General features: G+C 57.4%; 15 protein-coding genes and 1 tRNA gene. 4 read left to right on the top strand and 12 right to left on the bottom strand.

Annotated elements, in window-relative coordinates; translation table 11 throughout:
• Window positions 1-2: 2 nt before the first annotated feature.
• Both ACMNI9_RS01995 and ACMNI9_RS02000 read right to left on the bottom strand, forming a co-directional pair.
• Window positions 3-1,136 carry an ABC transporter substrate-binding protein gene (locus ACMNI9_RS01995; RefSeq protein ID WP_220149549.1) on the bottom strand — a complete coding sequence of 378 codons (1,134 nt, stop codon included), beginning with the start codon at window positions 1,134-1,136 and terminating at the stop codon, window positions 3-5.
• Between the two features lie 77 nt (window positions 1,137-1,213).
• On the bottom strand, window positions 1,214-1,981 hold the full coding sequence (locus ACMNI9_RS02000) for a class I SAM-dependent methyltransferase (RefSeq protein ID WP_418830651.1): 768 nt from the start codon (window positions 1,979-1,981) through the stop codon (window positions 1,214-1,216).
• Between the two features lie 472 nt (window positions 1,982-2,453).
• Between ACMNI9_RS02000 and ACMNI9_RS02005 the strand changes: the two genes are divergently transcribed.
• Window positions 2,454-3,314: a GGDEF domain-containing protein gene (locus ACMNI9_RS02005; protein WP_418830653.1), complete on the top strand. Its 861-nt coding sequence runs from the start codon at window positions 2,454-2,456 to the stop codon at window positions 3,312-3,314.
• A 669-nt stretch (window positions 3,315-3,983) separates the two neighbouring features.
• On the opposite strand, the gene ACMNI9_RS02010 is transcribed toward ACMNI9_RS02005, so the two are convergent.
• From ACMNI9_RS02010 to ACMNI9_RS02030, 5 genes are all read right to left on the bottom strand, one after another.
• Window positions 3,984-4,376, bottom strand: coding sequence for a hypothetical protein (locus tag ACMNI9_RS02010; protein WP_418830655.1), 393 nt, complete (start codon window positions 4,374-4,376; stop codon window positions 3,984-3,986).
• Between the two features lie 2 nt (window positions 4,377-4,378).
• Complete coding sequence (locus ACMNI9_RS02015) at window positions 4,379-5,050, bottom strand: hypothetical protein (protein ID WP_418830657.1); 672 nt, start codon at window positions 5,048-5,050, stop codon at window positions 4,379-4,381.
• A 59-nt stretch (window positions 5,051-5,109) separates the two neighbouring features.
• The gene (locus ACMNI9_RS02020; protein ID WP_418830659.1) at window positions 5,110-5,997 is read right to left on the bottom strand and encodes a DnaB-like helicase C-terminal domain-containing protein; all 888 of its coding nucleotides are present in this window, start codon (window positions 5,995-5,997) and stop codon (window positions 5,110-5,112) included.
• Window positions 5,998-6,843: 846 nt separating this feature from the next.
• Complete coding sequence (locus ACMNI9_RS02025; protein ID WP_418830661.1) at window positions 6,844-7,038, bottom strand: helix-turn-helix domain-containing protein; 195 nt, start codon at window positions 7,036-7,038, stop codon at window positions 6,844-6,846.
• Entirely contained in the window at window positions 7,035-7,232 is a 198-nt protein-coding gene (locus tag ACMNI9_RS02030; RefSeq protein WP_418830663.1) for a helix-turn-helix transcriptional regulator, read from the bottom strand. Before ACMNI9_RS02030 ends, ACMNI9_RS02025 begins: the two co-directional genes overlap by 4 nt.
• Before the next feature lie 111 nt (window positions 7,233-7,343).
• On the opposite strand from ACMNI9_RS02030, the gene ACMNI9_RS02035 reads away from it, so the two are divergent.
• Window positions 7,344-8,336, top strand: coding sequence for a hypothetical protein (locus ACMNI9_RS02035; protein WP_418830665.1), 993 nt, complete (start codon window positions 7,344-7,346; stop codon window positions 8,334-8,336).
• Window positions 8,337-8,350: 14 nt separating this feature from the next.
• Window positions 8,351-9,646, top strand: a complete 1,296-nt coding sequence (locus ACMNI9_RS02040; RefSeq protein WP_418830667.1) for a tyrosine-type recombinase/integrase — start codon at window positions 8,351-8,353, stop codon at window positions 9,644-9,646.
• A 100-nt stretch (window positions 9,647-9,746) separates the two neighbouring features.
• On the opposite strand, the gene ACMNI9_RS02045 is transcribed toward ACMNI9_RS02040, so the two are convergent.
• From ACMNI9_RS02045 to hemH, 3 genes are all read right to left on the bottom strand, one after another.
• A tRNA-Pro gene (locus ACMNI9_RS02045) sits at window positions 9,747-9,823 on the bottom strand.
• Window positions 9,824-9,996: 173 nt separating this feature from the next.
• Window positions 9,997-11,220, bottom strand: coding sequence for a bifunctional phosphopantothenoylcysteine decarboxylase/phosphopantothenate--cysteine ligase CoaBC (gene coaBC / locus ACMNI9_RS02050; RefSeq protein ID WP_114566058.1), 1,224 nt, complete (start codon window positions 11,218-11,220; stop codon window positions 9,997-9,999).
• On the bottom strand, window positions 11,213-12,244 hold the full coding sequence (gene hemH / locus ACMNI9_RS02055) for a ferrochelatase (RefSeq protein WP_216528482.1): 1,032 nt from the start codon (window positions 12,242-12,244) through the stop codon (window positions 11,213-11,215). Before hemH ends, coaBC begins: the two co-directional genes overlap by 8 nt.
• 95 nt (window positions 12,245-12,339) lie before the next feature.
• Between hemH and ACMNI9_RS02060 the strand changes: the two genes are divergently transcribed.
• Window positions 12,340-13,062 carry a putative ABC transporter permease gene (locus ACMNI9_RS02060; RefSeq protein WP_114566056.1) on the top strand — a complete coding sequence of 241 codons (723 nt, stop codon included), beginning with the start codon at window positions 12,340-12,342 and terminating at the stop codon, window positions 13,060-13,062.
• Between the two features lie 54 nt (window positions 13,063-13,116).
• Here the strand turns inward: ACMNI9_RS02060 and ACMNI9_RS02065 are convergent, their stop codons facing one another.
• Window positions 13,117-14,133: an RluA family pseudouridine synthase gene (locus tag ACMNI9_RS02065; RefSeq protein WP_114566055.1), complete on the bottom strand. Its 1,017-nt coding sequence runs from the start codon at window positions 14,131-14,133 to the stop codon at window positions 13,117-13,119.
• Window positions 14,130-14,723: a signal peptidase II gene (gene lspA, locus ACMNI9_RS02070; RefSeq protein WP_181792515.1), complete on the bottom strand. Its 594-nt coding sequence runs from the start codon at window positions 14,721-14,723 to the stop codon at window positions 14,130-14,132. Before lspA ends, ACMNI9_RS02065 begins: the two co-directional genes overlap by 4 nt.
• Window position 14,724: the final 1 nt, after the last annotated feature.

The following is a 14,724-nucleotide window of genomic DNA, read 5'->3' on the forward strand; positions in this document are numbered from 1 at the left end:
GCTTACACGGTGCCCGCGAACTCGACGCCGTAGAAGTCGCGGTAGAACCGCTCGGCGTACTCGCGCACCGTGTCGGCGCTCACCTTCTCCGGATAGAACCGGTTGGCCAGCCACAGTTCGCCCAAGGCGATGGAATCGGTATCGGGATTGCCCCACGGCTTCGTCCAGTACGGCGCCAGCAGCACCTTGCCGTTCTTCACCGCAGAGAGCTCCCGGTACCTCGGATCGGTGGTGACGGCGTCGTAGACGTCCATGTAGCGGTCCTGGACGATGATGACTTCGGGGTCCCACGAAGCCAGCATCTCGAACGTGTAGGGCTTGTAGCCCTGGATGGCCTCGGCGGCCACGTTCTTCGCGCCGGCGCGCAGAAGCTGGCAGCCCACGTACTTGTCGTTGCCGTAGGTCTTCTCCTTCTCGTTGGCGACGAATACGCGGACGCGGTCGGCATCGTCCATCTTGCCTATGGCGCGGTCGACGATGGCCCGGCTCTCCAGGCACATCTTCCAGATGTCGGAGGCCTTCTGCTCGGTGCCGGTCAGACGGCCCAGCGTGGAAATGGCCCACTGGCAGCCCTCCGTGTAGGCGGCGTCGGCGTCGGCGAGGCGAGGGTTCTGGGCCTCGGCCTGCTTGCCCTCTCCTCGCAGCGAAACCACGACCACGGGAATGCCCAGGTCGGTCACCTGCTTCATCGCGTCGGGGTTGGCCTGCGACGCAGCGATCACCACGTCGGGCTTGAGGGCAGCGATGGCCTCGACGCTCCAGTCCGTCAAGTCGCCCGGGGCGGGCAGATCGTCGATGCCGGGGAACACGTCGCGCATGTAGGAGCCGAGGTCGCCTTCCCAGTTCTTCTCGACGCCCACCACCTTGCCCTGCTGGCCCAGCTGGGCGAGCATGTCGAGGGAGTGATGCTGCATGACCACCATGCGCTGCACGGGCACGCCGACGGTCACCGTGTTGCCAGCTTGGTCCTCGAAGGTCCAATCTTGCTGCGACGGAGCCTCGGCGGTCTTGGCGCCGACGTCGCCGGAGGCGTCGCCCTGCGATGCGCCCGAGCAGCCGGCGAAGCCGAAGGCCGCCGCGCTTCCGATGCCTACGAGCACGCCCTTCAGGAACGTGCGACGAGAGAGCATTTCCATGGTTTTCCTACTTTCGTTTGGAGGTTGCCTGCACTTTTATGCGTTCAGCCGGCTTTCGCCGGTCGAGAGGCCTTGCGTCACTTGCGCGCGCTCACGACGAACAGCGCGGCGCGCTCGCTCGCGCTCGCTCGCGCCGAGAAGCGGTCGCCGCCGTCGATGCCGAGCAAGCGCTCCGCGTCCCGGATGCACCGCACCTCCTGCGCGCCCAAGCCGAGCAGCACGCCCGCGTCCCAGGCCGGCCGCTGCGCGCGCGTGACCGGCAGATCGGCGGCGATGGCGTTGCGCTCGCGCAGCTGCGCGGCGCTCTGCGTGGGATGCACGGGCTCCTCCCCCGCCTCGGCGGCCGCGTTGAAGGCCCGCCCGTAGTTCGCGTCGAGGTTCACGAGCACGCCGCCCGGCCCGAGCGCGCGGAAGATACCCGCGTAGGCGGCGGCCGCATCGGGCAGCACCCACAGCACGTTGCGCGAGACAGCGAAGTCGAAGGAGCCCTCGTCGAAGGAGAGATGCTGAACGTCGGCATGAACGAGCTCGATGCCCGAAGCGCCTGCGCGCGCGACGTTGCGGGCCGCCTCGGCCAGCATATCCTCGGAGAAATCGACGGCCGTCACATCGCATCCCAGCTCGGCCAGGATGAGGGACATGAAGCCCGAGCCGCAGCCCGCGTCGAGCGCGCGCAGGGGGCGCTCCTCGACGTGTGGCATGAGATCGCGCAGAAGAGCGCGGAGAGCATCGCGAAGGGCCTCGTGGCGGGACGCCGCATGCAGCGCCGAGTACTCCTCCGCCCGTTGCGACCAGTATGCGTGTGAACGCTCGAGGAGCGCGGCGTTCGGCAGGATATCGTCCATATCGCCTCTTTCGATTTTGTCTAATTATTCTTTAACTGATATATTCTTAATTGAGAATATCACAACTCGAGCAGCGCGATCGGCAAAAAAGTCAGGGAAAGCGAACTCCCGCGACGGGCTGCACAGACAGGCAGGGCGCGTCCCGTCGAGGCTCTTTCGCCCGAACTCGGACCCGGTTTCGGGCTGAAGGGGGTTCCCCTCGCCGCGAACGGGCTGCAAAGACGGGCCCTTCATGCCTTCACGATGGAGAATTCATGGATCCGCCCAGCGTGAACCGAGCTTCGACTACCTTGGAACTACTTTAATTAGATAAGACTAACTTATATCGCCTAGCGACGGGCGCCGCCCTTTCCGCAGGTTGCGGGAATCCAAAAACCGTGCACCATCGCTTGCCGGTCGCCTCGGCGCGCGCAAAGGAAACAGCCGTCCGCACGGCTCGCGTGCGCCTTCATCCGGGAAAGAGGGGGTCTCCATGAAACTGACCGAGAACCAGCTGCCGGGCTTCATGGCCGGTCTGCGGGAGCTGTTCGACGTAGCCAGGCTTGTCGACGCATCGGCAGCCGAGGCCTGGGACGTGTCAGAGGACGGCAGGCTCGTCGCGTGCGAGGGACGATGCCACGCGATCTGGGGAAAGAGCAGGCGTTGCCGTGATTGCACGTCCGCAAGGGCGCTCTCGTCCAAAGGGCAGGCGTCCAAGTTCGAGATCGCGGACAACGAGGCGTTCTTCGTCGTGTCCACGTACGTCGAGGTCGACGGCTCGCCCTACGTGCTCGAGACCGTGAGGAAAGTGGGCGAAGACGCCCTGTTCGGCGCCAACGGCAAAAGCCGCTTCCTCGAGATGGTCGAAACCTACAGCAAAAGGCTTTGGCTCGACCAGCTTACCGGAGCATGCAACAGGAGGTACTTCGACGAGCAGATCAAGAGCCTCGAGGGCTTCGACGCAGCGGCGTTCGTCGACGTCGACGACTTCAAGTCGGTCAACGACTCGTTCGGCCATGCAGCGGGCGACTACGCCCTGAAGGAGATCGCATCCGCTCTGGCCTCGTCCGTCAGGCCCTCCGACCCGCTCGTCCGCCTCGGAGGAGACGAGTTCGTCATAGCGTTTCGAGGAATGCCCCCGGCGGCGTTGGCCGGCAGGCTCGAGGAGGCGCGCCGCAAGGTCGCGGCGCTGAGGTTCCCCGAGACCCCGGACCTTCGGGTGTCGGTCAGCATCGGCGGCGCCTGCGGAGCCGGCGGGATCGAGCAGCTTGTAGCGCGCGCCGACGAGGCCCTCTACCGCGCTAAGGAAGGCAAGGACCGCGTGGCCCTCGCCCCCGCCGGCCCGCAGTCCTGACGGGCCGAGAGCGGGCGGGGCGGAACCGGGCCGAGCCCTAGCGAGCGGGCAGCGCAATGTGCGCGGGGGGCTTGGCCGCGACGACCCGTGCATGCATCCAGAAGCCCGAGAGGTCGGACAGGAGCCATCCCGCGACCATGGGCCAACAACCAGCCTTGCCCGCATCGATGAGGCTGCATATCCCCCGGTCCCCGCAGCCTCGGAGGACGAGCCTATCCGAAGGAGACCGTCATGGGAGGATTCTACGAGAAGAAAGTCGACATGCGAATCACCCCAAACGAAAAACAGGTCAGAAGCTCTTAAGCCTCTGACCTGCTGTAATAGCTGGTCGGGTTGACAGGATTTGAACCTGCGACCCCTTGACCCCCAGAACTGCATAACCGCAGTTCAGAAGCACTATTTACGAGTAAGTACCCTATTCAGGACACAATCTAACGATAGGTAAAACTAGGTGGTTATTTGTGCATTGTGTCCTAATTGTGTCCTAAAATGTGACTCGCTTGCGAGGGTTGTTGAACGTCCTTAACCCATGAATGACGGAAGCCCCGCGCATTGAGGCGCAGGGCTTCCTAATTGCTACTGCAAGGCTACCATATCCCTTTTAAGGGGTGCTTTTAGTCCACTTCGCGTATTGTCTCATGCAAGCATGGACTAACGCCTTAAAACGCCTCAGAATAGCCGATAGGCTATGAACGCCAAGCATCCCACGATAGCAACGCCCATGAGAGCCACGGCGAGGCGGTATCTCTTGAGGGTGGCAAGGTGTTCAAGGCTCATTTCCATCATGGGGACGGTGTGGCTCGGCAAAAGTTCGCTGTCCTCCTTTATTCCTACTAGCTCGCTAGGTTTTTCTTCGGTGCGTTCTCGCTTCAAGCGTGCTTCCTCGAACTCCACTTGCAAGCCTTTTGCGCTTTCCCAAATGGTGCGCATATATGACAAGTATTCATCTTTGGCTATGGAGCCATTTTCAAAGGCCGCTTTGACCTCGTCGCGTATGCAATTGAGCGTGAGCGCATCGTATAAGATCGCTTCTTTGTCGGCCTGTAGGGGAAAATTCGTCATGTTTATGCCTCCACAATTGCAAATGATCGTGCTTTGTCGTCTGCGTCGGCCATACCAGCTAAAACCTGCAATAGAAGTGAATCGTATCCTTCTACAGGCTCGGGGTTTCTGTGACCTGATTCAGAACTTATGCGAACGGCGTTATTGAAAAGTCGTGAAGGGTCGTCAAGTATTCTAGCCACGCCATATTCAGCGACTTGATTTATTCCGCGCTCCATTGCTTCCCTGTAGGCCGCAAACGGCTCGGTAGCCTTGAAGCCGTTATCATTGGCGTATTTAATGAGCATCCGCATTTGATCGTACATCGACAGGAATTGATACTCATTCCAACACTTTTCCATATCGTGAAGATTAAGAGCAACCATACCCGAAAACGTTATTTTGTCCTTCTCGGTGATCTTCTCGGGATGAAACGCCAAAGAATCATCTGCGTATTTCTTGAATTCGTTCATTGCTTCTTGTGACGTGATGATGAAACGATCTCGAACGGCTGCAATTTCCTTTGCATATTCAGCGCACTGATCAACGTATCCTTGAGCACCGAGCCTGTTTTCGTTTTTATCCTTGATTGCTTGCTTCTGCTTCTCCTTGATGTATGCAACCTCTTTTTGAGATGCCTCAACCTCACGGAATAGATCGGTTGCAATCTTGCTTGCCTTTGAGTGGAGATTCATTTGTACCTACTTTCTATTTTGCACGAGCCTCTTGCCCGTTGCCTGCAGGATATGTGCTATCAGTGCGTGCACCGTTCGATGAAGCGTGATTCGTTGGCAAGGAAAACGAGGGGAACCTCACCACATGTCCCGAAGCGATTCTTTCTCACTGATAGCGTGACGAGCCTCTTTGACCTTGCTGCTTCCTCTGCGCGTTCGTCCTCGGTGTCGCCGTCTATGTCCAAGAAAAGCACGCATGAGGCGCTATACTCAATCTCGGATGATCCAGACAAGCTTGCAAGTTGCCTTCCGTTGCGGTTCACCCGGTTCTTGCTGCTGATGACCAGAACGGGCGTTTTGTACGTCTTGGCTAGTTCACAGAGGCCGCGCATGTTTGCCGTATGTGTCTGATAGTCGGTAGCCGAAGGGTCGCCGTCAGATGGCGGGAGAAGCTGCAAATAGTCGATAACGAGCAATGGCGGGAACTCGGCACTGGGAAGGCTCTCGTACAGCTTGCGCAAATCTGCCACGGTCACTCGCTCGTCTACGGTGGCTATGTTTGGCGCGGTCTGTTCGCGGTACGCTATTAACGCCTCCATCATGGCTTGCTTGCCGTCATTGCTGAGTTGCCGGGCGTTCATGAGCTGTCGCACGGTCAAGGGCGGCAGAGAGGGAGACAGGGCGCTGATGCGTGAAAGCGACTTTGCAAGCATCTGGGATGCTGACATCTCCAGCGAGACAAATAGCGCCTTGCGGCTGCCGAACTCGGCTATACGGTCGGCGATCTGAAGCGCGAGGGTAGTCTTGCCCGCGCCTGGTTCAGCCGCGAGTACGTAAATTTCAGGATATAGTCCACCCCCCAGCATATCGTCAAGCGACTTAATGCCTGTCCTGCCGCACGGCACCATAGATGATAGCTGTGAGATTAGTGAATCTAGCTTTTCGTCGTTCCATGCAATGCTCTTCATCTTGCACCACCGCCTAGCCGCCTGCGCTTCAATGCGCGGGGCGGCGTTGCTGCGAGTAAGTGGATGCTTCTTTGTTGTAGCACTTGTCCTCCTGTCCGCTCACCTCGGAAAGCATGGAGGCTTTCCGGGATCGCTAGTCGTTGGGTTGTTTTTCTTGTCGTAAGGTTTTCTATCCTGTCCGCTTCGCTCGGAAAGCATGGAGGCTTTCCGGCTGCGCTCTTATATGTTCCTGTTCTACGTCCGGAATCCCGAACTTCTTAAGCCGCTTAATAGATTTTCAAAATCATCTTTCTAGCAGGCTTTTCTTTCTCCGAGAAGTCCGGAATCCCGAACGCCTTGTAAGAAGTCCGGAATCCCGAACTTCTTAAACAGCCTAGAAGTTCTGAAAACCGAATGTCTTAGCTGAGGATAAAGCTATAAACGCAGCCCGTTTTAGTGCGCTCGCTGCTTATGAAGCCTGCCTGCTTCAACTCCTTGAGACCAGAGAAAACCTGTGTCCGGCTCTTCCCTGTCTTCTTCGCCAAAAGAGGCGTACCGACGACACCAGTTCGCCCGGTTTTCGCATTTCTACACGTGACGAGCGCGACATACACGCAGCATGCTGTTGGTGAGACGCTGGGGCAGACCGCATCGAATTCGGCTTGCGTCAAGTATGCGCCCGCCTTGCATTTCACCTGATCACACCCACTTTGTAAGCCGGTAGCGCAGACACGCCGTAATTGTTGGCGTATCCCTCAAAGAACCGAGCGCAGGCTTCCAGTTCACGGCGGCGACGCTCGCACTTGCGCAGTTCAGGCGGTGAATTTCGCTGCCGTGCGAGAAGTAAGACTTGTTCGTCCGCGTCGATCATCGGTCACAACCGTTCATGAAACGCTTGAGGTTCTCGTCTGACACGTACCAACGCCGCCCCACCTTGAACGCACCGGGTATTTCACCAGAAGAAAGGACATTTCGTATTGTCTGAGGCGACGCATGAAAAATACTACAAAGCGACTCGACATCGTGGACAGAAGGATCATTGGTTTTCAGCAATTGCATCATTGCGCCTCCTTAAATAAGTCATCGGGATTGCCCGCCCACTTCAAAGCATTGGCGACCTTTTGAGCCTGCGACGGGTACGGACGTAGTCGTCCGCTTTCGAAACCGCAAACGGTGGACGGATTCAACCCAGCCAACCGAGCAAGCGCGGCCTGTGACATTCCCTGTTCAACACGTAATTTTTTGAACTTGATCATTTGTGAACCTCCTTGACGTTGTGTTGCTATACGTATATACTAACGAAAGTTAACGTATACATCATCACCCACGGACAAGTTTCTGGACGACTACGATAGGAGGGCGCTGTAATGGATAAGTTGTACATGGAAAGAGATAGAAATGCTCTTGAGGAAATTAGAAAAGAGCTGATAGAGCCACTATTGAATGAGATTGATCAGTTATTTAATGAACGTTCCTTTGAAAGACCATTCTCTGAGCTTAGTTTCAATGACAAAACAGCACACCTACTCCTTTTGAACAATATTCATAACCAGTTCGCCGAGCTTAAGGACAAGCACTCAGAGTTTGCTTCAATGTCGCTAAAAGAAAAAGACGCATACGTGGAAAACGTTATAGGAAAGGAAAACGCGAAATTCCACCCGTATAGCGGTGATTCTCTTCCCTTGTTGTATGATCGTCCGTATCCTTCCGTACCTGTATATTCAGGACGACAACTACCCATTCCTCTTTCTTACTGGCTTTCGTTCACCGTTAAAGCAGATGCTTTGTATGAGTACGCTTGCAATAAAGGTGATGAAGAGCGCACGCCTGCTTTTAGCGAGCTTTCAGTAGGCTTCAAAGCTGCCTATATCGCCTTGTTGATTCGCTCTTTTTGCATTGCCGATCAGTACGAAGTGCAGAAGTTTGTCTACGGTGGGGATTATCCAACTACAAAAGAGATTGATATACAAGGTATAGAAAATCATCGCAGAGTAAGAACTGGCTACAACATTCAAATAAGGGGAATGGCACCGAGTAATGAAACATTACTGAACATTGGACATAGAATCCGCAACGTGATTGAGCCATCGAGGGTTTGCTATATGGATTCAGCCAAGAGTAAAAAAATGGAATTCTGGAAAGAAGAGCCACACAGGAGAAGTAAGAGGGAGAGTACGGAAAGGATGATTGAATACATTGAAGGGTTAGAGAAGAAACCCGATGGGCGCAAAAAGGACTGTCCATCATGGGAAGACGTAAGAGTTTCGCTTGAGAAAATGGGCATTCCCTATACAGACAAGGAGACTCTTAAGAATGCCTACTTCAAAGCAAAGAAGAGGCGTGAAGAAGAAAGCCGATAGGAAGGAGCTGAACAATGGTTAAAGGCGATGGGAGCGTTACGGAGGTAAAACGCGGCATATTTCGGGTTCGTCTCGATCTTGGGATAGACCCGATTACCAAAAAACGCAAGGTTATATCTCGCAACGTGAGAGGCACAAAAAAAGAAGCCGCTAAAGTGCGGGACGAACTAAAGGCCGAAATAGAAGCCGAGAGGGAACGAGAAAGAAAACGCGAGCTAGACAGACGGAACGGCATAGAGCCAGTAGAGGAAAAACCTCCTCTTCCTATAGGTGAACACCTAACACAGTGGGTGGCAAGTCGCAAAGCAAGCAACGACCTCACGCACGCGACAATCTCGAACTATGAACGGTATATACGCGTTTGGATAGCGCCATACCTCGGTAGCCTCGACATAGTCGAATTGAAGCCCCTGCACGTAAAGACATGGCACACGAAAGCACGCGAGGACGGCGCTTCGCCTCGAACGCTGCAAGCTGCTCATAAAGTCCTGAAACAAGCACTAAGGGATGCGGTATTCGACGAGTTGATGCCATCTAACCCATGTGACGCTGTAAGAACTCCGAAGGCAGAATCAAAAAGCCGTGGATACCTTGTACCAGACGAAGCGCGCAGGATGCTAAAGGTACTGGACGATACGAGGGAAACGGGCTTCACCGTAGCTGTAAGGCTTGGACTTGCGACAGGTGTAAGACGTGGTGAAGCGCTCGGGTTGATATGGAAGAACGTCGACCTTGAGAACGCAACAATATCAATAACTCAAAGCCTAGCGCAAGTCGATGGGGCAAAGAAGGAAGGAACGGCGGCAAAGGAGATAAAAGCACCCAAGACGGAAAAAGGAAAGAGGCGCATATCGTTAGACGATGCGACCGTGAAGCACTTGAGGGAATGGAAACGCCTACAGGCAATGGAGCTTTACAAGTCCGGAATAAGGCAGAAGCAGAGCACGCCCGTTTGCGCCTCTCTCTATGATGCGAAGATAGGCGGCATTGCTCCCTTTGTCGGCGGGTTCCTAGACCCTCAGTCGTTTTCTAAGCAGTTCGCTGAGTTTTGCGATAAGCACGGCTTCAAGTCAACCACAGGAAAACGGCTTTGCTTCCACGAACTACGCCACACGCAAGCTACTCTTCTTCTTTCAAGTGGAGAGGACATCGTGAATGTCGCTGGTCGCTTGGGTCACTCCTCCCCGAGCGTGACAAGCGACATGTACGCCCACGCAATGCCCGAGAAAGATAGAGAGTGCGCCGAAGTGATGGGTAGAATATTCGCAGAGCCAGAAAAGGCCGCTATCCTACAGGTGAAAACTGCCTAATTTGTTTCATTGTGTCCTGATTGTGTCCTGCCTTGTAAATTTGCGACCTGAAAAAAGAAGCAGGTCAGAAGCTCTTAAGCCTCTGACCTGCTGTAATAGCTGGTCGGGTTGACAGGATTTGAACCTGCGACCCCTTGACCCCCAGTCAAGTGCGCTACCAAACTGCGCCACAACCCGTTCATACTCGCTTCTTCGAACTCGCGCTCTTCCGAAGCAGCGCAGATTATATTAACCGTATCGCCCAGGCTTTGCAAGCCTGAATTTCCATCTTTTGAAAATTTCTGGCGCTTGCACTAAAAAGTTCGAGCTTCCCTTGCCCGCAGGCCAGGGAAGCTCGAACTCCCGACGCTTTACCGCAGGAACTCGACCGCCTTGTTCAGGATCGCGTCGGCCAAGCGGGCTTTCGACATGCGCGGAAGCTCCTCGATATCCTCGTCGTCAACGAACCACACCTCGTTGTCGTCGGTGCCGAAGGCCTTGCCCTCGCCCACCTGGTTCGCCACCACGAGATCGGCGTGCTTCGACACCAGCTTCTTCTCGGCGTTCGCCACCACGTCGTTCGTTTCAGCCGCAAACCCTACGACCACCTGGTGCGTTTTCCGCGCACCGAGGGTCGCCAGGATATCCGGGTTCTCGATCAGCTCCAGCACGCCCAGCTCCGCGTCCGACTGGCCCTTCTTCAGCTTTCGGTCGGCCGCCAGCTTCGGGCGCATATCGGCCACCGCAGCCGCGAACACGGCGATATCGGCGCTTTCGAACGCCTCCTCAGCTGCTGCGAACATGTCGCGCGCCGTCTTCACATGAACGACGCGCACGCCCTCGGGAACCGGAATGGACACCGGGCCGGAAATCAGCGTCACGTCCGCGCCGCGCAAGGCAGCAGCACGTGCCACGGCGTATCCGGTCTTGCCGGAAGAATGGTTGGAAATGTAGCGCACCGGATCGATGGGCTCCACCGTGGGGCCGGCCGTCACCATGACGTGCCTGCCCGACAGATCACGGCTCATGCCCAGTTCCTCGAGCACCGCCGTCACAATGTCGTCGATCTCCGCCAAACGACCGCGGCCCACGTCGCCGCAAGCAAGGTAGCCGTCTCCGGCTTCGATGATGCGCGTCCCGCGGATGTGAAGCTTGCCGATGTTGTAACGCGTGGCGCCGTTCTCGTACATGTTCACGTTCATGGCGGGTGCTATGACCAACGGCGCCGTGGTGGCAAGCGCGGTCGTGGTCAGCAGGTCGTCGGCAATCCCGTTCGCAATTTTCGCAATGACGTTGGCCGTGCACGGAGCAATCAAGAACACGTCCGCCTCTTGAGCAAGCGAGATATGATGGATGGGATCCGACGGATCGTCGAACAGCCCAACAGCCACCGGCTCATGCGTAAGCGCGCGAAACGTCGTAGGGCCCACGAACTCGGTTGCGTGCTCGGTCATGACGACCTTCACGCGTACGCCGGCTTTCTGCAATGCGCGAACGATCTCGCAGGACTTGTAGACGGCGATGCACCCCGTAACCCCCAACAACACCGTTTTTTGCGCGGGCTCGACCGCAGAGCGGCCCTCGTCTTTACCCATGGTTAGCCTCCTCGATATGCGGCCGCAGCACGTCGGATAAAACGCGCAAATGCGCTCGGCTGCGGTCGAGGCAAGGCACGTATACGAAACTATCGGAGCCAGGCGTCCTCCCCGCCTGGCGAATATGATCAAAATAAAAAGGTTTCAGCTCGTATTCGATATCGTAAAGCGTCTCCAGACAATCGACGGCGAAGTTCGGGCAAACGTAGAAAACGCGCCCCACATCGGCTTCCGCCCATCGAGCCAGCGTGTCGCGCGAAAACGGCTTGAGCCATTCCCTGCCCTTATCGAACTGGCACTGATAGCCGATAGTCCAACGGTTGCGATCAAGGCCCAGCTCGCTGGCTATCTGCAGGCTCGAGGCGCCCGTTTGCAGCTCGTAGGTGTCCCCCGCCTCGATGTCGACAAGGGGGATCGAATGATACGAGAACAGCAGGCGATCGTCTGATTCGATCTGAAAGCCCGCATGTTCGATGGAAGCCGCTATCGCGCGGATATACGTGACGTGATCGTGGTAGTTGTCGATGAAATCGCACGGGACCTTCCAGCGCGTTTTCTTGAGCGCGCGCTCAACGCTGTCGGAGACCGACCCGGTGGTGGAGTAAGCGCTCTGCGGGTACAGGGGCAGAACCACCAAACGCGTGCATCCGGCCGCCTTCATCTGCTTCACGCAGTGCCGAACCGTAGGATCGCTGTAACTCATGGCGCAGCGAACCATCACGTCGAAGCCCTCTTGCTGAAGCGATGCGTTCAGCCCCGATTCCAGCTTCTCATGCGCCACGGTGAACGGCGACCCTTCGTCAGTCCAGATCTTCGCGTACTTTTCGCCTGACGCGCGCCCGCGCTTGGGCAGAATGAACAGATGCAGAATGAACCACCAAGCCACGCGATTCATCGGAGCTATGCGCTTGTCCATCAGAAACCTGGCCAAATACGCACGAACAGCACGAGGACGCGGCTCGGCCGGCGTCCCGGTATTCACGAGGAGAACCCCGCAGCGACTACCGGCTGACACGATGCTCATCACCTTCCTGCAATTGACATGGGGTGTAACGGTTTAATTTCAAGCCCCCTAAATCTGATATAGTTTAGCCCATTGACTTATCGGAGGGCAGGTGAATGGAGAAAGAACCTCAAAATTCAAGCGTCTTCAAGGAGATAGGTCAGGAAGTCCGCGAACAGGTCAAGCCGAATTTCGGCTATTTGAAGATCGACTACTTCACATTGTTCTGGCTGTTCGTGGCCGGCAGCATGTTTGGACTTGCCGTGGAAACCATCTTCCATGCAATCGTGTACGGAGGCTACGAAAGCCGCGCCGGTCTGGTCTGGGGTCCGTTTTCCCCCATTTACGGCATGGGGGCCGTGCTGCTCACGGTGAGCCTGAATCGCTTCCACCATTCCCACAACTTGATCATCTTCATCGTGTCGATGGTGCTGGGATCGGCGATCGAATACACGGCAAGCTGGCTCATGGAAATGCTTTGGGGAGCCATAGCCTGGGATTACGCTGGCACGTTCGGGAGCATCGGAGGACGCACGAACTTCGCGTTCGGCGTCATGTGGGGCCTTCTGGGGCTTCTATGGGTTCGCAGCGCAATGCCGCTCGTCAAGCGCGCGTTCTCCCACGTGAACGCGCGAACCACGACGGCAAAAGCGCTGACCGCCACAGCAAGCGTGCTTATGGCGCTGAACATTGCCGTCACCGTGCTCGCCCTCGATCGCGAAAGCCAGCGGGCGCAGGGCGTGCCCGCCGTCACCTGGGAGCAACGCGCTTTAGACGAGTGGTTCCCGCAACCCTACATGCAGGAGCACTTCCATAACATGAGCGTCTACGGGAAGTGATGCGAAGCGAACGGGCGCTAGAGCCGACCCCGCGCCCGGATCGTGCGCCCGGCTCTAGTGCGAAAGCAGCTCGAAAACCTCTTCGCCGGCCGCCGTACGGCCCTCGCTTCGGTCGGACAGCGCGTCAAGAGCCGCCTGGAGATCCTCGGGCAACGCATCGAAGAAGCGCAGCTCCTCGCCGGTTTCCGGATGCGCGAAGCCAAGCTGGAACGAATGCAGGAACTGCCGGTCAAGCCCCAGATCGGCGGAAACGTCCTTCGGAGACCTGGACGAGTACACGGGATCTCCCACCAAAGGATGCTTCGCGTACTCCATGTGCACGCGAATCTGGTGCGTTCGTCCCGTAAACAGCTTGCAGTCGATAAGCGTGTAGCCGTCGTCTTTCGCGCGAGGCTCGAACCGCTCAAGCACGCGAAACGTGGTAATGGCCTCGCGCGCAGAAGGCGCGACGCGCACGGCCATGCGCGTGCGCTCGTTCGCAGAGCGAGCGATGGGCGCGTCCACCATGCCCGTGTCGTGCGCGACAATGCCATGCACGAGCGCCAGGTACCGACGATCGACGGCGCGATCGCGGATGTCGGCCATGAGGGCGTACCCCGCCTCGTCGGTTTTCGCAGCCAGCATGAGCCCGGTCGTATCGCGGTCAAGGCGATGCACGATGCCCAGCCGATCGTCCTCGCCCTGCACGTTGCACAGGTTCTCAGCCCCGCAATGAAACACGAGCGCGTTCACCAACGTGCCGTCATCGTGATCGACGGAAGGGTGGCACACGAGCCCCGCCTGCTTCGAAAGCACGATAAGATGCTCGTCCTCGAAGCGAATGTCCAAATCGATGGGCTGGCCCGCCAACGGACCCGCCTCGATTGCGTCTTCTACCTGGTAGACAATGGTGTCTCCAGCGGCCACGGCGTGCTTCTTCGCAACGGACGCGCCGTTCACGTACACGGCGCCGTCATCCACCGCGCGCGCAGCAGCGCTGCGGCTCGGGTACAGCCCGCGAGCGGCCAGCAGAGCGTCCAAGCGCTGGCCAGCGTCTTCGGGGGCGACGATATGGGACAGCAGGCGCGTCATCGATCGCCACCCTCCTGCACCTGATCGACATGTGCGGCCGCCAAAGCGCCCATGCGCCGCTCGCGTATCAGCAAGCCCACAATAAACAGAACGAACCCGCAGGTCACGCCGATGTCGGCAACGTTGAACACCGGAAAGTCGATGAAAACCGGTTCGATGAAATCCACTACGTAGCCCAACGCGAACCGATCGATGGCGTTGCCCAGTCCTCCGGCAACCACCAGCGCAAGGCCCAAAGCCTCAAGCGTCGAGGCGGTCGGCGAGAACCCGATCAAATACACGACGAGAACCGCGCACACGACCAGCGACATAATCCCCAAGGCGAACGTGGAGTCGCCGAACATGCCCCACGCCGCCCCGGTGTTATGAACCAGATGAAAGCGCACGATCCCCCAAAGCGAGTTCGCCGAAGCCTCCCCCACCGCGTAGTTCGCAGTGAACCAGCTTTTGGTGAGCACGTCCAGCGCAAGCCAGGCCAAGCCGGCCGCCCCGAGAATCAGGGCGCTGCGCAGGCGATGCGAGGGCGCAGCGCCTGCAACAGCCCCCTGCGCCTCAAGACGGTCGGTTTGGGCTTTGTTGTCGTCGATCAAA

The sequence above is a fragment of the Paraeggerthella sp. genome, assembly GCF_048427265.1.
Taxonomy (GTDB): Bacteria; Actinomycetota; Coriobacteriia; order Coriobacteriales; family Eggerthellaceae; genus Paraeggerthella; species Paraeggerthella hominis.